16 protein-coding genes and 1 pseudogene are annotated in these 18,925 nt (G+C 37.3%); 6 read left to right on the forward strand and 11 right to left on the reverse strand.

Annotated features, from left to right (window positions below; translation table 11 throughout):
• Nucleotides 1-2 precede the first annotated feature (2 nt).
• Nucleotides 3-2,564 carry a type IX secretion system periplasmic lipoprotein PorW/SprE gene (porW, locus tag PWU04_RS02335; protein ID WP_319946472.1) on the reverse strand — a complete coding sequence of 854 codons (2,562 nt, stop codon included), beginning with the start codon at nt 2,562-2,564 and terminating at the stop codon, nt 3-5.
• A gap of 208 nt (nt 2,565-2,772) precedes the next feature.
• Nucleotides 2,773-5,016, reverse strand: coding sequence for a catalase/peroxidase HPI (gene katG / locus PWU04_RS02340; RefSeq protein WP_274474190.1), 2,244 nt, complete (start codon nt 5,014-5,016; stop codon nt 2,773-2,775).
• Between the two features lie 401 nt (nt 5,017-5,417).
• On the opposite strand from katG, the gene PWU04_RS02345 reads away from it, so the two are divergent.
• Nucleotides 5,418-5,888 (forward strand): hypothetical protein, encoded by a 471-nt coding sequence (locus PWU04_RS02345; protein ID WP_274474191.1) that lies wholly within the window; start codon nt 5,418-5,420, stop codon nt 5,886-5,888.
• A 72-nt stretch (nt 5,889-5,960) separates the two neighbouring features.
• Here the strand turns inward: PWU04_RS02345 and PWU04_RS02350 are convergent, their stop codons facing one another.
• The 6 genes from PWU04_RS02350 to PWU04_RS02375 are packed head-to-tail and all read right to left on the reverse strand — an operon-like array spanning nt 5,961 to nt 10,502.
• Nucleotides 5,961-6,668, reverse strand: coding sequence for an ABC transporter ATP-binding protein (locus PWU04_RS02350; protein WP_274474192.1), 708 nt, complete (start codon nt 6,666-6,668; stop codon nt 5,961-5,963).
• A gap of 5 nt (nt 6,669-6,673) precedes the next feature.
• Complete coding sequence (locus PWU04_RS02355; protein WP_274474193.1) at nt 6,674-8,146, reverse strand: DUF5687 family protein; 1,473 nt, start codon at nt 8,144-8,146, stop codon at nt 6,674-6,676.
• Nucleotides 8,147-8,196: 50 nt separating this feature from the next.
• The gene (locus tag PWU04_RS02360) at nt 8,197-8,904 is read right to left on the reverse strand and encodes a hypothetical protein (protein WP_274474194.1); all 708 of its coding nucleotides are present in this window, start codon (nt 8,902-8,904) and stop codon (nt 8,197-8,199) included.
• Nucleotides 8,901-9,542, reverse strand: a complete 642-nt coding sequence (locus PWU04_RS02365) for a hypothetical protein (RefSeq protein ID WP_274474195.1) — start codon at nt 9,540-9,542, stop codon at nt 8,901-8,903. The genes PWU04_RS02360 and PWU04_RS02365 overlap by 4 nt, the downstream gene beginning before the upstream one ends.
• The gene (locus tag PWU04_RS02370; RefSeq protein ID WP_274474196.1) at nt 9,539-10,168 is read right to left on the reverse strand and encodes a hypothetical protein; all 630 of its coding nucleotides are present in this window, start codon (nt 10,166-10,168) and stop codon (nt 9,539-9,541) included. The genes PWU04_RS02365 and PWU04_RS02370 overlap by 4 nt, the downstream gene beginning before the upstream one ends.
• A 1-nt stretch (nt 10,169) precedes the next feature.
• Nucleotides 10,170-10,502 carry a PadR family transcriptional regulator gene (locus PWU04_RS02375; protein WP_274474197.1) on the reverse strand — a complete coding sequence of 111 codons (333 nt, stop codon included), beginning with the start codon at nt 10,500-10,502 and terminating at the stop codon, nt 10,170-10,172.
• Between the two features lie 159 nt (nt 10,503-10,661).
• Between PWU04_RS02375 and PWU04_RS02380 the strand changes: the two genes are divergently transcribed.
• Nucleotides 10,662-11,717: a ferredoxin--NADP reductase gene (locus tag PWU04_RS02380; RefSeq protein WP_274474198.1), complete on the forward strand. Its 1,056-nt coding sequence runs from the start codon at nt 10,662-10,664 to the stop codon at nt 11,715-11,717.
• Nucleotides 11,718-11,782: 65 nt separating this feature from the next.
• Here the strand turns inward: PWU04_RS02380 and PWU04_RS02385 are convergent, their stop codons facing one another.
• Entirely contained in the window at nt 11,783-11,953 is a 171-nt protein-coding gene (locus PWU04_RS02385) for a hypothetical protein (protein WP_274474199.1), read from the reverse strand.
• A 66-nt stretch (nt 11,954-12,019) separates the two neighbouring features.
• A pseudogene (locus PWU04_RS13305) lies at nt 12,020-12,193 on the reverse strand (PLDc N-terminal domain-containing protein); the annotation flags it as partial.
• A gap of 225 nt (nt 12,194-12,418) precedes the next feature.
• Here PWU04_RS13305 and PWU04_RS02390 point away from each other — a divergent pair.
• A complete protein-coding gene (locus PWU04_RS02390; RefSeq protein WP_274474200.1) occupies nt 12,419-13,288 on the forward strand; it encodes a cupin-like domain-containing protein in 870 nt (289 codons plus the stop codon).
• Nucleotides 13,289-13,322: 34 nt separating this feature from the next.
• Entirely contained in the window at nt 13,323-13,820 is a 498-nt protein-coding gene (locus PWU04_RS02395; protein ID WP_274474201.1) for a DUF6646 family protein, read from the forward strand.
• Between the two features lie 73 nt (nt 13,821-13,893).
• On the opposite strand, the gene PWU04_RS02400 is transcribed toward PWU04_RS02395, so the two are convergent.
• The gene (locus PWU04_RS02400) at nt 13,894-14,325 is read right to left on the reverse strand and encodes a TerB family tellurite resistance protein (protein ID WP_274474202.1); all 432 of its coding nucleotides are present in this window, start codon (nt 14,323-14,325) and stop codon (nt 13,894-13,896) included.
• A 196-nt stretch (nt 14,326-14,521) separates the two neighbouring features.
• Between PWU04_RS02400 and mfd the strand changes: the two genes are divergently transcribed.
• The gene (gene mfd / locus PWU04_RS02405; protein WP_274474203.1) at nt 14,522-17,869 is read left to right on the forward strand and encodes a transcription-repair coupling factor; all 3,348 of its coding nucleotides are present in this window, start codon (nt 14,522-14,524) and stop codon (nt 17,867-17,869) included.
• A 220-nt stretch (nt 17,870-18,089) separates the two neighbouring features.
• Nucleotides 18,090-18,890 carry a helix-turn-helix transcriptional regulator gene (locus PWU04_RS02410; RefSeq protein ID WP_274474204.1) on the forward strand — a complete coding sequence of 267 codons (801 nt, stop codon included), beginning with the start codon at nt 18,090-18,092 and terminating at the stop codon, nt 18,888-18,890.
• Nucleotides 18,891-18,925 lie beyond the last annotated feature (35 nt).

Below are 18,925 nucleotides of genomic sequence, written 5' to 3' on the forward strand. Positions count from 1 at the left end.
TTTTAATTATAAGTTGATAAGTAGGTTTCTAAGTTTTTATGTATCTGTACAATAGTATAATTCTCTGAGGAAATTACAAAATGTGGTTTCTTAATTTTATCCTGTTCCTTACCCAGGAACAACTCTACGAAACCTTCTGCCCCACCTTTACTCTTAAGACCGTGGACAACAACAAAAGTTGTCTTTAAGTCATAAGTATCTATAGATGTGGTAAGTTTATAGTCCTGAACATTCGCCAAAACCTCATCCAATGTTTCTGCAAAACCAGTAATTTCCTCTTTTGGGACTTCCTCAAACTTGTAAATTACCTTAAAGCTCGTAGATAAACTATCGGATACAAATTCAGCATTGGCTAATTTCGGTAAGGTTTGATCGATCAACAATTTTGCTTGTGCCCCCTCTTGACTATCAGGATAGGTTAAAGCTACATAGTTTAAAGCTTTAGTATATTCCTCATACCCGTACAATCGTCCCTTTGCCTGAGCTTTAAGCAATTCTAACTTAGGAACAATATCCTCACCTTGAAACACCCTAGCGGATTCATCAGCTCCACTAATTACTTCGGCATATTGTTGATTTACTAATTTAGCATACAGGTCCTCATAAACCCTATCCGGACTATTCTCATCGTCTTTAACTTGTAATTCAGGATTGATAAGTATCTCAGCGTAACGAGACTCAGGATAGTTGGTAATAATATCCTGCTTAATGGCTTTAGCTTTGACATTGTCCTGCTGAAGCTGGTAAATTTTATACAAATTGTATTTAGATGGCAAAACTAATTTTTCATCTGGATCATAGTTCAGTAATTGTGTAAATTTATCCTCGGCAAGGCCATATTCACTGAATTTTTCCTTATAAATGAGTCCTAACCTGTAGTATGCAAAATTACGTTCGGTTGTTATACTATCTATCTCCTCTTGTTCTGTAGGCAATTGAGCAATATAAAATTGTGGATCGTATTTTTGCTCAACATCAGTAACGACATCTTGCTCTTCATTAACAACTTCATCCTGTTTTATTGCAGACGCCTGCTTTTCAGACCATCTCCAATTATCTTCCAACTTACGATCTCCCCAAAGTTTCCTGAATTCATTTTTACCATAAGCCACAGTATTGGCATTATAAAAATAGAAAGTCGAGACATTATTTGGCCCGCCAGAATTGGTTAAATCAGGAGCGACATTCCCTCCCAACTCAGCCTGATTGCCATATGCTTTGGCCAAAGCAGCATCTTCGGCAGCTTTTTTAGCGGCTTCATCAGCAGTCTTTAAGTTCTCTGCATATTTTGTAAAATAGGCCACAAGCTCAGCTTCAGTGGAATTAACCAAGCCTAGAATACTGTCATTGCGTTGTGCGATGTCCTCATACCGAATAACATCATCAAGGTTGTCTCTTTTCCGTTTAATGGTTCGATACGGCTTTGATCGTGCTTCTAACTGAGTCAATGTACTATCGTAGTAAGCTCCTGCAAGCTTGTACTGCGCATCATCAAAACTCATATCTCCCATTGTTCGATAGTTACGAGCTTTGAGGACTTTATCTTCACTATTGGTTCTAAGAGACTTGTTGTAATAGGTAAATGCTTGAACGCTGCTGTCGTTTAACCTGTAATACTCACCTATTTGATGGAAAATTTTGTCTAGATAAGGTCTATTCTCCCTGTTTTCTGCCATTTTGTTTAAATGCTCTAAAAACAAAGTTTTATCTCCAGTTTCATATTCAAAATTTTTCGCTTTTTCTATTTGGGCATTTACCCAATACACACGCGGGGTTTTACGTTTTAATTCAATAATACGGTCGAAGGCCAAGTTTGCACTATCTTTTTGGCCTAATTCATTGTACAATTGCCCTTCAATAAAGAGGTAACGCCCTTCTTCTTCCTTGTCTTTAGTAACAACAGAAGCAATCTTCAGCTGCTCAATAGCCTGATTAAATTCCTCTAAATAAATATAAGCTTGAGCTAAGGTAGAGGTTGCATCGGCCAGGTCCTGGCCTTCCAATTCCTGCTGTTCCATTAAATCGTTAAGATTATCAACTGCCAATTGCACATTATCCAAACGCAGGTTTGTCTTTTCCCGCCATATTTTGGCTTGGTTTATTTTATCACTAGTTGGATATTTATAAAGAATATAATTAAACGCTTCTAGAGCCGGAATAAACCGCTGATCAAAATATCGAGCTTTCCCCAAAAGCAAATATGCTTCATCCATCTGCGGATTGTACTCGCGCCCCTTAATATTCATTGAATGCTTTTGGATTGCCTTAACCGCCTTTTCTTCAGCACGTTCAAAATTGGGGTTTTTAGTTTGACCTGGCAGAGTTACTTGCTCAAAAACCTCCATACGTTCTACAGGAAGGATTTCCCAATAATTATCAGCATAAGTTTCAATTAAACCATTTTTACCTTCATCTAAAGCCAAATACCCATTATACATGGCATTGTCTTTGGCTGTAAGCGCATGATAATTTCTACTTACAAACGTATTCTTCTTTCTTGAGCAATTTACCAAAACCGCACAAGTACCCACTAATATCAGTATCCCCTTTAAAGATGCTCTCAATCTTAACTGTATTTATTCCAATCGTATAACAGCAAAGTTGCGCCGTTATTATGCAAAAAGGTAAAAATAAACATCTTTTTGAATATAGCTAAAGATTAATAGAGAGTTTTGGAGATTCTACATTTACACAATTGCTACTTCATAAACTCAACAATAGAAAAAGCAGCCTATTGGCTGCTTTAAAACTAACTAATAAAACCAGTTCTTATCACTTCAAATCAAAGCGATCCAAATTCATTACTTTATCCCAAGCCTTTACAAAGTCGTTTACAAACTTTTCTTTGGAATCTTCACTAGCATAAACCTCAGCAAGCGATCTAAGTTCGGAGTTAGAACCGAAAACCAAATCCACTCGGGTTGCAGTCCATTTTAGGTCACCAGTTTTTCGGTCGCGTCCTTCAAATACTTCTTGAGCATCTGAAGTTGCTTTCCAAACCGTTCCCATGTCCAACAAGTTCACGAAGAAATTGTTGGTTAACGATTCTGGATTGTTGGTGAATACGCCATGTTTTGAACCATCGTAATTAGTGTTTAGTACACGCATCCCCCCTAAAAGAACCGTCATTTCTGGTGCTGTTAAGGTTAAAAGCTGCGATTTATCGACTAACATTTCCTCTGATGATATAGAGTATTTGGTCTTTCTATAGTTTCTGAAACCGTCGGCGGCAGGCTCTAACACATCAAATGCCTCTGCGTCGGTTTGTTCTGCTAAAGCATCGGCTCGGCCTGGGGTAAACGGAACGGCTACATTATGACCAGCGTTTTTAGCAGCTTTCTCAATAGCTGCACAACCACACAAAACAATTAAGTCTGCCAACGATACTTTTTTATTACCCGATTGCGAACTGTTAAAATCCTTTTGAATGCCTCCAAGTATATCAAGAGCCTTTGCCAACTGAGGAGGGTTGTTAACTTCCCAATTATTTTGTGGCGCCAAACGGATGCGTGCACCATTGGCCCCTCCACGTTTGTCTGATCCTCGGAAGGTTGATGCCGACGCCCAGGCAGTGGACACCAATTGAGAAATAGACAACCCTGAATCAAGTATCTTACTCTTTAGATCGGCAATATCCTTATCATCAATTAACTGATGGTCAACTTTAGGAATTGGGTCTTGCCATATCAACTCTTCTTTGGGCACTTCTGGCCCTAAATAACGAGCAACTGGCCCCATATCACGATGTGTAAGCTTGTACCAAGCTCTTGCAAAAGCATCGGCAAACTCATCAGGATTTTCATAGAAACGTCTGGAAATCTTTTCGTAAGCAGGATCCTCTTTTAAGGAAAGGTCGGTTGTCAACATTGTTGGTTTGTGATGTTTTGAAGCATCATGAGCATCTGGAATAATTGCCTCGGCATTTTTGGCTACCCATTGATAGGCTCCTGCTGGACTTTTGGTCAATTCCCACTCATAACCAAACAGGTTTTCAAAAAAGTTATTACTCCACTTAGTTGGTGTTTTGGTCCAAGTAACCTCAGGCCCACCAGTAATAGTGTCGTTTCCATAACCGGTTCCAAACCTATTTCTCCACCCAAGACCTTGCTCTTCTATACCTGCTCCTTCTGGCTCAACATCTACATATTCATCAGGATTGGCGGCACCATGGGTTTTTCCAAAAGTATGACCACCGGCTATCAATGCAACGGTTTCCTCATCGTTCATTGCCATACGCCCAAAAGTTTCTCTGATATCGTGAGCAGCGGCTACAGGATCGGGCTTACCGTTAGGCCCCTCTGGGTTAACATAAATCAGCCCCATTTGAACAGCTGCTAACGGATTTTCTAGATCTCTTTCACCTGTATAACGCTTATCTGCGAGCCACTCGCCTTCTGGCCCCCAGTATATGTCTTCCAAAGGCTCCCAAACATCTTCACGCCCACCACCAAAACCAAAGGTTTTAAAGCCCATGGATTCCAATGCCACATTACCGGTTAAAATCATCAAGTCAGCCCAAGAGATCTTTCTTCCATATTTCTGCTTTATGGGCCACAACAATCGTCTTGCTTTATCTAAGTTCGCATTATCCGGCCAACTGTTAAGTGGCGCAAAACGCTGCGCTCCTGTTCCACCACCACCACGGCCATCTGCAATGCGATAGGTTCCTGCACTATGCCAAGCCATACGGATAAACAATCCTCCATAATGGCCAAAATCTGCAGGCCACCAATCTTGGGAATCGGTCATTAAATTGTTAAGATCTTTTTTTACTGCCTCTAAGTCGAGGCTATTGAATTCCTCGGCATAATTAAAGTCCTCATCCATAGGGTTAGACTTCGATGAATGTTGCCTCAATATATTTAAGTTCAGTTGGTTTGGCCACCAATCGCGGTTTTTGGTACCCGAACCAGCACCTTTATTAAGTTCTCCATGCATAAACGGGCACTTGCCATTTTGGTTAACGTTGTAGCTTGCCCCACTTGATGGCGCGCCCTGATTTGTGTTGTTTCCCATTGTTAAAAATTTTATTGTTGGTTAATAAATTTACAATACTGTGAGCTATTAAACTGAAGAGCTTTATAGGTTTTTCTTATACTAAAATCCACCTGAACTATGCCATGAATTTATACAATTATCAGCAGTTAATCAATACATTACAAAAGATAACTTAGTAAAGCTAAAAAAACAAAAGAAAGTCTTTACTTATAAAGTGTTTATCTAAAAATCAAAACTGCTAAACAACCTGTATCAACTAGAACTAACACCAGACCTATCCGTTTTTCAGAACCACGCAGAACAGTTCTTAGTCTTTATCTCTATTACCTACCACCATACGTCTTATTTTTATTACTTTTATGTCTTAACTCAAATCGATAACCAATAGGCATTTCTAATGCCGACAAAAAACCTACATTATGAAACATTTACTAGTATTCCTATTTTCCTTGAGCGTCTTAAGTGCTTACGCTCAAATTGAATTTAAAACGGGCAGTATTCAATTGGATACCGATCTCAACACAATAAACACCGAAGCTAATGTTGATTTTGGCATTTTTAAAGCCGATATGGCTTTGACATATAATATTTCTGAAAGGAAAATTGAGTCTATGCGCACCAAGCTTCAAATGAATGCAGGTGATATTTATATTGCTTTGGAAATAGCCAAGCTTTCTAAAAGGCCAATTGACGAAGTATTGGATGTTTATAGAATCAATAAAACAAAAGGTTGGGGATATATTGCGAAGCAAGTTGGGATAAAACCAGGTTCTCCGGAATTCCATGCTTTAAAAAACAACGCAAGCTCGAAATCAAAGAAGCATCGATCCAAAGGAAATGCACAAGCTAAAGGGAAGGACAACAAAGGCAAATCAAAACAAAGAGCTTAATAAAGTTATTCAAAAACCATCCTTAAAAAAGAACCGCCCTTGGGCGGTTCTTTATCACCCATAAAATTTTAACTACACCACTACTTCTCCAGAAAAGTGCGCTTCCAACTCTTTTAAGGTGGCCATATTGGTTTCAAGATCTTTTACCAGCTCACCTTTTTCAAGTACCACTATGCGTTCGCACACATCGGTAACATGCATTAAATCGTGGCTGGAAATCAAAACCGTCACACCTTTTTGAGCTGCTAAATCCTTAACGATTTGCTTTAATCGTATTTGGGTTGAAGGGTCCAAATTTGCAAAAGGTTCATCTAAAATAACAAGCTCCGGATTACCAATCAATGCCGCTACAATACCAACCTTTTTTTGGTTTCCCTTACTCAAGTCACGCAAGTATTTTTTCTGACCAATAATCTCACCGTGGAAAAAATCTGAGAACTGCTCTAAAAGTCCATCAACATCCGCTTTAGATTGATGACGTAAGTCTCCAATAAAATAGAAATATTCCTCTGGAGTGAGATAACCAATCAAAAAGCTTTCGTCAATAAAAGCAGAGGTAAATGGTTTCCAATCCTCACTTTCACTAACCTTTATGGCATTATTGGAAATATACCCTGTAGTTGGTTGTATTAAATCCAACAGACAGCTGAAAAAAGTTGTTTTACCTGCTCCGTTGTTACCAACCAAACCAAAACTTTGTCCTTTAGGGATGTCCAACGATTCTATATTCAAAACGGTCTTCCCGCTATATGTTTTCGATAAATTAGTTATTGATATCATACTGATTAATTTTTCTGTTTATAAGCGGCAAGGGTAGCGTATTTCTCTTGCTTGTATACTTTTTCTATAATGTTGAACACTTTGTTTTTAAACATAAAGCCTATTACTCCAGCAATGGCAACCAAAGCAAAACCAAACACTTCCCCTAAGGTAAAATGTCCCAAAGCATAAAGTGCCATTGGCAATAACAACTTAGGAATAGCCAACAACATGGTCTTCATATTAAACGACTGCTTATCACCAAATGCTTTTTTCCCACTGCTTAAGTCGATAGGCGTCTTGATATAGGCCCCACCCCAAAGTACCAGATGCGAATTCACGCCAATGTTATAAATAGCACCCACAACAACTGCCGCATAGGCTTGCCATCCCCAGTACAAATAAAATACCGATAATATTGCCGAAGCAACAGTAGCCATAACCATAAGATACCATTTTGACTCCAAATATGAACGGTAACGGATGTTCTGACTCATCATCAACGGATAGTAAGCACTATCCCAGCTAGGCACAAACTGACCGAAGTTCAATAAAAAACCTCCCGAGACAAATATCCCCGCAAATATTCTCCAAAACGGACCATCGTAGGCTTCAACGGCATTGGTAAAAAACAATAGCCCATAAAAAATAAACAGCACACTCATAATTACAGTCGTACGTGAGCGTTTGTTACGCTTTAATAATCGGATATCATTCTTAAGGAAAGTCGCCAAACTTCCAAATCGATCCAGCCAACCGTAATCTTCTGTTTCGGCAATTTTATCCCTTACTGCCAAGCCTGCATCCAAATACAAATGCGACTTGAAATAATTGAACGCTGTTTTATAAAGAAGCGCCAACAATATCAAAGGAATCAAACCTAAATACGGTTGGTTATAAAACGCTTGAAACACAGGCTGCGTGTAAGTGGTTACATTAAACACCCCATAGTATTGCAAACCAAAGAGTGTTATAATTGCACCTACCACCACAGCAAATACAGCATCTTTATTATTAACCAATATATTGATAAAGTTATTGGAGTAAAACAATCCTATCATAGCTAAGTGCCAACCAATAACCGAAACAGGATCGTAGCCTTCAATCAACAAAACCACTGAAAATGGCACAAAGAAGAAAGCATGCACAATATTAAAAAATGAAATCACGGTTTTCCCCATGGCAAAATGCACGATTTTCGATTTCGATAACGGCAAATACATCAATGGTTTTATGTTCATGACCGGCATTTTCTGAAGAAAATAACGAATCACCAGATCGACAACCACATAATAGATAAGGATGCCGTTAACCACTTGCAAAGGGTCTTCAGTAGATTGCTCTTGAATTAAATAAAATGCTCCAACTCCTAAAAACAGAAATGTTGCTATAAAATACAACATCCCGAGCACCATAAAAATTTTAATAACAAGGTTTGAACCAAAGGAAGCCGACCTAAAAAAGGACTTCCATTCCAGATTAATAAAGTGTTTAAGCATAAAAGTAAAGTTAGCTGGTTGTTCTATGGGTAGCTATTGAAGCAGAAATGTTACACCATTTTATACTCTGGATACATGGCCTGTAGCTTTTCTTCCATGTGTTTGGGGATGTAGAAAGCTATTAGATATGCCAACAATCCATATAAAACCATAAATACAGTCAATATTAAAGTAGCCACAACACTTTCCATATTTTTTTCCAAAAACATGTTTGTATAAAGCATAATCTGCATTGGTAACTGTGCTATGAAACTAGTTTGACCAAGTGTATTAATTACATCTTCAAATAGCCAATGCTTCCCATCTTGCTTATATCTTTTATTAGATTTTCTCCTTAATCTAAAAGTCTGTGCGACAAACAGGGTTAATACAAAACCAAAATATCCATATACAACATATTCATTAAAAAGAAAGTAATTCATCAGACAGTAAACAATAATCATCAACGCCACCGTCATAATAATCCTGGGCAGCTTAAAGTACTGTTTAAACAATTGCCAAACTTCCTTCCAGTAATGTTTGGTTAATGCTGACATGCGCTGCTCCACGACATCCTGAAAGCCAAATACCCCGAACTTTTTAAACTCAATTTGCAGCGCTTCTTCAAAATTACGGTTAGGGTGCTCTTCCCATTGCGTTTCTATACCATTTGCCAAATGGTCTACCAACTCGGTTTGAATATCGTAATGATCTACAAAGTGCTTTTTTGTAAATTCATAAAGCTGAGCTATTCTATCTTCGGTGATTTGTTGTTTCATGACAGGACTTTGTATTTTGTTTTATAAGACTTATATTTTTGTATTCCTAGTTGAAGTAAAAACATGGCGAAAGCAATTCCTAATGAAACCTCGAAAATAGCTTGCCCCACATCATAAGCACTCTCTAGATTCTCCAAACCAAAAGGCTTAAAAACTATATTCGCTATATTAAAGTAAATCATAAAGTAGAAACACACTCGCTCTAGATAAGAATATCGCTTTTTATAAATTTTATAATCAACCAAATACACTAATGGAAGAAAAACACATAATAAATATGGCAGCTTTCTCACATAATCTGGATCGATTATATGCCATAAAACTTTAACTCCATAATAGCTCCCTAGAATAATCAGAATTCCATTTAAGGAAAAAATATTCTTTAAAAGCTGTATTAGTAACTTCTTATCTGCTACTATATAATACTTTTTACTATTTTTAATTAAGCTCTTTTTGTTATTCGCCATATAGTTTATAAACACCGTTCTAAAGTCTTCATCACGTTCATCCATTTGCAGTTCTATTTCCGAAGCCACATGATCTACCATTTCCATACGGATATCTGCAAAACGCACATCGGAGTTCTTCAAATAGGTATCTATAAACTGTATTTCCTCTTTTGTTAAAGTAGGCTTCATACTGTAGGCTCGTATTTGGTTTTAAATTCCTTAAACGTTTGGGTCATTAACTGTAGCATTAAGAGTAGTATAAGAACGCCTATCATTAACCAAATAAGTGTTCCTATTGTAATGGGCGTATTCTCTCCTAAAGGAAGGAAACCTATATAAACATATTGTGGTAAGATAAACAGGTACACTCCTATATGTTCCAAAGCCGAAAACCGTAACTTGACTTTTCTTATTTGATGGGTGTAAATGAAAAAGGCCAATAAATTAACAGTAATTGGCAAGTACTCTAATAAGCTAGTATCAAAAAATTTAGTCAACAAAAACACTCCAAAACAGCTTCCTAGGACAATTAACACTCCCTGCCATGAATAAATATTTTTCACCAACTGTTTAAACAGTTTCTTCTCCGATTCCAACAAATAATTTCTGCTCTGCTTCAATAAACTCTTTTTATTTGCCGCCATATACCACTTAAAGGTTTCGTAAAAATCATCGCCACCCCGTTCCATTCTTGCCTCAACTTCAGAAGCCACATGATCTAACATTTCCATACGGATATCTGCAAAGCGTACGTCGGAGTTCTTTAAATAGGTATCTACAAACTGTATTTCTTCTTGGGATAAAGTTGCCTTCATGTTAAGCAAGTTTTGGGTTAATCAATTCTTGCATGGTCTTGATATAGCGCTCCAGCTCCTGTAATTTATTACCGGTTTCGGTAGTGCCCTTTTGCGTGAGTTTATAATACTTACGCATGCGGTTATCCACTTTAGCTACTTCAACTTCCAAAAGGCCATCGGCCTCCAATTTGTGTAATGCCGGATACAAAGCTCCTTCGGTAATCTTTAGTTCACCTTCAGTAAGGGCTTTTACTTTTTGGGTAATCTCATAACCATACATCTTATCGGTTTCACTCAACAGCTTTAAGATAATGGTCGCCAGACTCCCCTTATATAGTTTTGAATTGCTCATAACACTTCAAATATATACATAATTTTCTTATGCATAAGTTTTAGATGTATAGTTTTTTTACCCTCATACTATTACCTCCAAAAGGCTCCTAAACTAATTTTCACACTTTTCATCTGTTATCCCCAAAAGCTTCACTATTTTTGCAAAAAATAATATTATATGGCACAATTCCATAAACTCACTATAAAAGAAGTACATAAGGAAACGGACAAGTGCGTTACCATTAGTTTTGATGTACCATCGGATTTAAAAGACGCTTTTTCTTTCAAAGCTGGACAATATTTAACATTAAAGACTACACTTAACGGAAAGGAAGTCCGTCGTGATTACTCCATTTGCGTAGCCCCAAATACAAACGAACTAAAAGTAGCTGTGAAGGAAGTTGCTGGCGGTGCATTTTCGCATTTTGCCAACAATACTTTAAAAGCTGGCGATACTTTAGAAGTTGCAACACCAAATGGCCGTTTTACTTTTGAAGCCGATAACTCTAAAAGCAGAACCGTTGCTGCTTTTGCTGCTGGTAGTGGAATTACCCCAATTATAGGAATTGCCAAAACCATTTTAAAGGACGAGCCAAATAGCAAATTTGTATTAGCTTATGGTAACAAAACACCTTTGGACACCATTTTTCTTGACGAACTTAAAGCTCTTGAAAACGAGTTTAACGGACGCTTGGTAATCCAATGGGTATTTAGCCAGGCTCAAGCCGATAACGCTCTTTTTGGACGCATCGACAAATCGGCCGTAAACTACACTTTAAAACACCATTGCCAAAATGGTGCTCCAGATGCCTTTTACCTGTGTGGCCCTGAAGAAATGATTCATACGGCAACCGATGCTTTAAAGGAAAACGGCATTGATGAAAACAAAATATTCTTCGAACTTTTTACAGCTGGAACTCCGGCAGAACCTGTTGCTGTAGAAGCAGGAAATGGCAACGCTAAAGTAAAAGTAATTGTTGATGATGAAGAATTTGAGTTCGAAATGTCACAAAAACAAAGCATCCTTGATGCTGCTCTTAAGGAGGATATCGATGTACCATATTCTTGTCAAGGTGGTATTTGCAGTAGCTGTATTGCAAGGCTAACCGAAGGTGAAGCCATTATGCGTCAAAATAGCATTTTAACCGACAGTGAATTGGCAGAAGGCTTGGTGCTTACCTGTCAAGCCCATCCCACTACACCAACCATCGTAGTAGATTATGATGATGTATAAAAAACAACATACTCCAAATAAAAACCCCGCAATTGCGGGGTTTTCTTTTTTACAATTAAAAAATATTAGCTCTCCTTTTTGGAAGTAATTAAGTTTGAAACTGCGAAAAACACAGTAAGTCCAATAAACAAAATCATCCCTATTAAAGAAAAATAAAACTTCCAGGCTTGTGAAGTCCCATAATAAGAAATATGCTCTTTAAATGTATAGATACCATATAAGGTTAGTAGTACCATAGGCAGAAAAGGGTAAAGGAATTTATTCTTGATGTTATTTTCTACAATATTTTTAAACATGTAAACTGCTGAACCTACGACAGGAATAAACAAAATAAATATCGTCCACAAAAATTTGAAGATAGCCTTATCTTCATACTTAAAAACGGTATATAAACTGTAAAAAAACAAAGCAATTATTAGCGTTCCAACAATGAAAAGCATAGGCCCTTCGAAAATGATTAAAGATTTTGGGATCATAAATTGTTTTCTTAAACTTTAAATATCCTGCAATATCTAAAAAAAGAACTAAACCTTAAATAAAGTTCTTGACAGACTGTTATATTATCTAGATGGAATGTTATATCATCTGGTCATTTTGTCCCTATCCCAAATCGCCCAACAACCATTTTTTTGACACCTTCAATCATACCTGTTTCAAACTTGGTAACCTTTTCTTAACTTTAGTTCACTAAACTAGAAATTGTGACCTTACAACTTCAAGAGATTCCAAGAGTAAAGTCCATAAGCAAACAAGACTTTATTAACAACTACTATAAGTCACAAAAGCCCGTAGTAATTGAAGATGCCATCACAGACTGGCCCGCTTATTCCAAATGGAGCTTAGACTACATTAAATCCATTGCAGGCGATAAAACTGTTCCACTATATGATGACCGCCCTGTAAACTTTAAAGATGGCTTTAACGAACCCCATACCACAATGAACATGGGCGATTATATTGATCTTCTAAAATCAGAACCTACCAGATACCGAATCTTTTTATGGAATATTCTAAAGGAAATCCCCGATTTACAACAGGATTTTAGTTATCCAGATTTTGGCCTACGACTCCTAAAAACATTACCGATGCTGTTCTTTGGCGGAGAGAACTCGTATACTTTTATGCATTACGATATAGACCTGGCAAACATCTTCCATTTCCACTTCGAAGGAAAAAAACAATGTATTCTGTTCGATCAATCTCAAAGCAAATATCTTTATAAGGTCCCTCATTCGCTGATTACACGAGAGGACATCGATTTTTCCAACCCGGATCTAAACAAATGGCCTGCTCTAGAACACGCAAAAGGATTTGCAACCCATTTAAACCATGGTGATATGCTATATATGCCAGAAGGTTATTGGCACTATATGAAGTATATCTCACCAGGTTTTTCCATGAGTCTCAGAGGATTGCCCCAACACCCTAAGAATCTTGGACGGGCATTTTACAACATATTTATAATGCGCCACTTCGACAATATGATGCGCAAACTAAGGGGACAACCTTGGATTGATTGGAAAAACCAAAAAGCAATTTTAAAGACTCAAAAACACATTCAAAATTTGTAATTTTCGTCCTTCAAATCTATCATGCTATAAAACTATGAAACTGAAAACTCTATTTTTCATTACAGCCGTTATGGCTGGCTCTTCTTCCTTTGCTCAAGCTTTTAAAGCAAAAGGAGATCAAAAATTCCAGGTAGGCATAAACGTTCAAGAGAATGGTACGGGTATTAATGCCACTTACGATTATGGATTGGGATCAAACATCTCATTAGGACTGGCATCCTCTTATTTACTTAATGTAGAAGATTATATCGATGCAGACTTTATTGACCGCATTGATGTAAAAGGGAGGTTTAATGCACACCTTGGCGATGTTATCGGACTCCCGCCTGCAATGGATATTTATCCTGGATTAAATTTGAGCTTTAAAAACTTTGGGGGACACACGGGAGTAAGGTACTTCTTCACGGAAGGCTTTGGTCTGTATTCCGAAATATCCTTCCCTATTGCCTACTATGATACCGGAAACCTAAGTCCTGCAGAAGAGCTACATAACCAATTTGTATTTACTGGTGGCGTTTCATTCAATTTTTAAACAGCCAAGACTTACCATTAACAATAAAAAAGCGGGCTAAAGCCCGCTTTTCATTTTTATATAAATCAGATTATTATCTGTTCATATTTTTTATTTCGTCCATAAAGGTATCGATATCCACACCTTCACTCACTAAAGTTAAAGCCTTATCCACAACATACTTTACGTTGCTTGGAGTAAATCCTAAACCAATACCAATCTTTCTTATCAAAGCTTCTTCTTCTGCTCCTCTAATATGATCCACATAAACCATACGTGCTAAATCGTAAAGACGCTCCAAACGATTGTTATAAGTTGTTGGAGGGTTAATTGGGTGCTTCTGATAGTTCTTAAGGATAAGTTTATAGTCTTCTTCGCTAATATCTAAATTTCTAGCTAGTCGGTCTAAAAACAAACGCTCTTCTTCCGAAATAAACCCATCGCTCATAGCAACTCTAACAATAGCCGCAAAGTGGTCTTCGTTGCGCTTTTTAAATCCGCTATCAAATAAATCTGAAATTGACATACTGTATTTTGTTTAAAAGTCCTGCAAATATAACTAAACTTCAAGCCTTTTAAAATTAAAATTTTAGCTTTTTGTAAGACACCTTAAAACCACAAATAGAATCAAATTTACGACTCAGTGAACTTCTGGTTCTCACCATTATATTGAGTTTAATAAATTCATAATAAGTGAATATATTTGCATAAAATACAGTGTCTTGAGTAAAACCATTCTCTCGCAAGCATATTCTCAGGCTTTGCAAACGCAAAATCTGCAGCGAGCTATTGCCGAAAGCCAAAGTAAAGCCCATTTGAAGGGACTTGTAGGCTCCTCACTTTCTTTTGTTATTGCCGAAACTTTTAAAGAAGCAGACAAGCCTTTCCTTCTTATCTTTAACGATAAGGAAGAAGCTGCTTACTACCTTAACGACCTAGAACAACTGCTCAGTGAAAAGAACGTATTGTTCTACCCTGGAAGCTATCGGCGTCCTTATCAAATTGAGGAAACCGACAACGCCAATGTCTTGCTTCGTGCCGAAGTACTAAACCGTATTAATTCGCGAAAAAAACCAGCGGTAATAGTGACTTATCCAGACGCCCTTTTCGAAAAAGTGGTTACGAGAAAGGAACTTGAGCGCAACACACTCAAGATTGCTGTAAATAATGAACTCAGTATAGACTTTGTTAATGAAGTTCTTTTTGAATATAAATTTAAACGGGTTGATTTTGTTACCGAACCGGGTGAGTTTTCTGTAAGAGGAGGAATTGTTGATGTATTTTCGTTCTCGCACGACCAACCTTATCGCATTGAGTTTTTTGGAGATGAAGTGGACAGTATTAGGACTTTTGATGTAGAAACCCAGCTTTCTACCGACCAGGTAAAAAAAATCAATATTATCCCTAATGTTGAAAACAAATTCCTTGAAGAAACTCGGGAGAGTTTCCTAAAATACATTGCAGCAAAAACAGTGGTTTTTGCCAAGCAAGTAGATTTAATGTTTTCAAGAATTGATAGCCTTTTTGATAAAGCAACGGAGGCATTTAAAACGCTATCGGAAGATATCAAGCACGCTTCCCCCAAAGAATTATTTTGTAATTCTGAACTGCTCAAAAAACAACTTCTAGACTTTACACTTATTGAATTAGGAAATGCATCTTTTTTCAGCAATGGAGGATCTCATGAAATCATCTATAATACAGCACCTCAACCAGCTTTCAATAAAAAGTTCGACCTGCTGATTAAAAACCTTAACGATAATCACGATAAAGGCTACAGCAATTATATCGCATGTGTGAGTGAACAACAAGCTAAGCGCTTTCACGATATTTTTGAAGATGTAGACGAAGAGGTTCACTACAAAACCATTGTACAGTCACTATATCAAGGCTTTGTAGACCACGACCAAAAAATTGTATGTTATACAGATCATCAAATCTTTGATCGCTACCATAAGTTCCATCTTAAAAATGGCTATGCAAAAAAACAGTCAATTACACTAAAGGAACTTACCAATTTAGAAATTGGCGATTATGTTACTCATATAGACCATGGAATTGGAAAATTTGGTGGGCTCCAAAAAATAGATGTTGAAGGCAAAAAGCAGGAAGCCATAAAACTGATTTATGGTGAACGTGATATATTATATCTTAGCATTCACTCCCTCCATAAAATCTCGAAATTCAACGGTAAGGACGGCAAACCTCCCAAAGTTTACAAACTGGGGAGCAAAGCATGGAAAACACTTAAGCAAAAGACTAAAAGCCGGGTTAAGGAAATCGCTTTTAACCTTATTCAACTTTATGCGAAGCGCAGAACCGAAACAGGCTATCAATACAATCCCGACAGTTATATGCAATTGGAACTGGAAGCGTCTTTCCTTTACGAGGACACTCCAGACCAAAGTACCGCTACTGCTGACATAAAAGCCGACATGGAAAGTGAACGCCCCATGGACCGTTTGGTATGTGGTGATGTTGGATTCGGAAAAACCGAAGTCGCTATCAGAGCTGCATTTAAAGCAGTAGACAACGGTAAGCAGGTTGCCGTTTTAGTGCCTACAACTATTTTGGCTTTTCAACATTACAAAACCTTTAGCGAACGATTAAAGGATTTCCCTGTTCGTGTGGATTATGTGAACCGATTTAGAAGCACCAAACAAAAACGTGAAACGTTAGAGCAATTGGAAAGTGGCAGCGTAGATATTATAATAGGCACTCATCAATTGGTAAACAAGAGCGTTAAGTTTAAAGATTTGGGACTTTTAATTGTTGATGAAGAACAAAAATTCGGGGTAGCAGTAAAAGACAAGCTAAAGACACTAAAGGAAAATGTAGATGTTTTAACACTTACAGCTACACCTATCCCGAGAACGTTACAGTTCAGTCTGATGGCTGCGAGGGATTTATCAGTGATCACCACACCGCCACCAAACCGCTACCCAATAGAAAGCCATGTTATTCGCTTTAACGAGGAAACCATTAGAGATGCTGTAAGCTATGAAATTCAACGTGGTGGACAGGTATTCTTCATCCACAACCGAATTGAAAACATCAAGGAGGTTGCCGGCATGATCCAACGCTTGGTTCCTGATGCCAAAATAGGCATAGGTCACGGGCAAATGGACGGTAAAAAACTGGAACAGCTTATGCTCTCTTTTATGAACGGAGAGTTTGATGTTTTGGTGAGCACAACTATTATTGAAAGTGGTTTAGATGTCCCTAATGCCAATACCATTTTCATTAATAACGCCAATAACTTTGGCTTAAGTGATCTTCACCAAATGAGAGGTCGTGTTGGAAGAAGCAATAAAAAAGCATTCTGCTACTTTATCACTCCCGAATATTCCGCCATGACTAACGATGCAAGAAAACGTATTACTGCATTAGAACAGTTTACAGAATTGGGCAGTGGGTTCAATATCGCCATGAAGGACTTGGAAATACGCGGAGCGGGTGACCTTTTAGGAGGAGAGCAAAGTGGGTTTATTGGAGATATCGGTTTCGATACTTATCAGAAAATATTAAATGAAGCTATTGAAGAACTAAAGGAAAATGAGTTCAAGGATTTGTACCAAGACGAAGGCAAGGAAAAAGAATACGTAAAAGACATTACAATAGACACCGATTTTGAGCTTCTTTACCCAGATGATTATGTTAATAACATTAGTGAACGTCTTAATCTATATACTAAACTCAACGAATTAAAAACAGAAGAAGAGCTTGCAAAATTTGAAGCCGAGATTAAAGACCGTTTTGGAGAACTTCCTATACAGGTTCAGGATTTATTGGACAGTGTTCGCATAAAATGGATTGCCGCGAAATTAGGCTTGGAAAAACTGGTTATGAAACACAACAAAATGGTAGGCTATTTTATTAGCGACCAACAAAGTGCTTTTTATCAGAGCCCAAAATTTGGACAGATTTTACGATTTATCCAAACCAATCCACAAGTTTGTAAAATGAAGGAAAAGCAAACACGCAATGGTTTGCGCTTACTCTTGACATTCGACAATATTAAATCGGTTAATCAAGGCCTTAAGGCAATTAAACCCCTTGTAGAAAAATAACAAAAACGGCTTTACCCAGATAGGTAAAGCCGTTTTACTGTATAACTAAAACTAGCGACATATTCCTAATCTATCTTGCATAGCTTGTATGTAATTATAAAGCTTAGCTCATTTTCAAAAATGAAATACAAATGTTTTCTTATACACTCAAATACCAAAAAAGTGGTATTTCTCTTGTTATTTTTTTATAATTTTAAAAGCTAACCCAATAACTGTATCTATGAGCCAAGATATTGCCCAAGTTCTCAATCTTTGGAAAAAACAATATTCGGATCACGTAAAAACATTTACTCCTTATCAAGCTATAGAGCAATTCAAAACCTTTTCAAGTTTATTCACGCCTGGCCACTCCTATTTCTATATCATTAACTTTCATAATCTGCAACTGGAATATCTACATCCCAGTGTAGAGGATGTTACCGGTTTGGCGGTTAAGGATGTTACTATGGAACGGCTATTACAAACTGTTACAGAAGAAAACCGTCAATCTCTTTTAAAAAAGGAAGAAACGATAAAAAATTTCTTGAGTAACAAAATAGGACTTGAGAATATCAGAGATTACAAAATGCTCTACACTTATCAACTAAAACATCCAACTAAAGGAGTACGAACAATCTTAATTCAAAATACTATTTTAAGCCAGACAGAGGATTACAATTTAAAACATGTACTAGGGGTTCATACCGATGTTACACACTTGAACATTTCAATGCAGGATAACATTTCTTTTATTAATCTTAATGGAGGGACGTCTTACCATAACATAAAATCGGATACTGGTACTTGCACAAAATTTCATTCATCTAAAGAAAATTTGTCAGGTGAATTGCAGTTAACCAAACGCGAGAAAGATGTTGTTCGCCACCTTGCACAGGGTCTAACAACCGATGCTATTGCAAAAATTCTAAACCTATCTTCACACACAGTACGAACCCACAGAAAAAACATCCTGCAAAAAAACAACTGCACCAATACTGCTGAACTAATTGCTCAATGTTTAATTGAAGGCGTTGTAGTGTAATAGCTATTGCTTACATTTGATGGAGCAATCCTTCA

This window comes from Mangrovimonas aestuarii, assembly GCF_028767185.1.
Lineage (GTDB): Bacteria > Bacteroidota > Bacteroidia > Flavobacteriales > Flavobacteriaceae > Mangrovimonas_B > Mangrovimonas_B aestuarii.

Coding starts and splice junctions, on each gene's coding strand:
- katG (WP_274474190.1), bottom strand. CDS start 5,016: ATGGGAAACAACACAAATCAGGGCGCGCCATCAAGTGGGGCAAGCTAC.
- PWU04_RS02345 (WP_274474191.1), top strand. CDS start 5,418: ATGAAACATTTACTAGTATTCCTATTTTCCTTGAGCGTCTTAAGTGCT.
- PWU04_RS02350 (WP_274474192.1), bottom strand. CDS start 6,668: ATGATATCAATAACTAATTTATCGAAAACATATAGCGGGAAGACCGTT.
- PWU04_RS02355 (WP_274474193.1), bottom strand. CDS start 8,146: ATGCTTAAACACTTTATTAATCTGGAATGGAAGTCCTTTTTTAGGTCG.
- PWU04_RS02360 (WP_274474194.1), bottom strand. CDS start 8,904: ATGAAACAACAAATCACCGAAGATAGAATAGCTCAGCTTTATGAATTT.
- PWU04_RS02365 (WP_274474195.1), bottom strand. CDS start 9,542: ATGAAGCCTACTTTAACAAAAGAGGAAATACAGTTTATAGATACCTAT.
- PWU04_RS02370 (WP_274474196.1), bottom strand. CDS start 10,168: ATGAAGGCAACTTTATCCCAAGAAGAAATACAGTTTGTAGATACCTAT.
- PWU04_RS02375 (WP_274474197.1), bottom strand. CDS start 10,502: ATGAGCAATTCAAAACTATATAAGGGGAGTCTGGCGACCATTATCTTA.
- PWU04_RS02380 (WP_274474198.1), top strand. CDS start 10,662: ATGGCACAATTCCATAAACTCACTATAAAAGAAGTACATAAGGAAACG.
- PWU04_RS02385 (WP_274474199.1), bottom strand. CDS start 11,953: ATGGTACTACTAACCTTATATGGTATCTATACATTTAAAGAGCATATT.
- PWU04_RS02395 (WP_274474201.1), top strand. CDS start 13,323: ATGAAACTGAAAACTCTATTTTTCATTACAGCCGTTATGGCTGGCTCT.
- PWU04_RS02400 (WP_274474202.1), bottom strand. CDS start 14,325: ATGTCAATTTCAGATTTATTTGATAGCGGATTTAAAAAGCGCAACGAA.
- PWU04_RS02410 (WP_274474204.1), top strand. CDS start 18,090: ATGAGCCAAGATATTGCCCAAGTTCTCAATCTTTGGAAAAAACAATAT.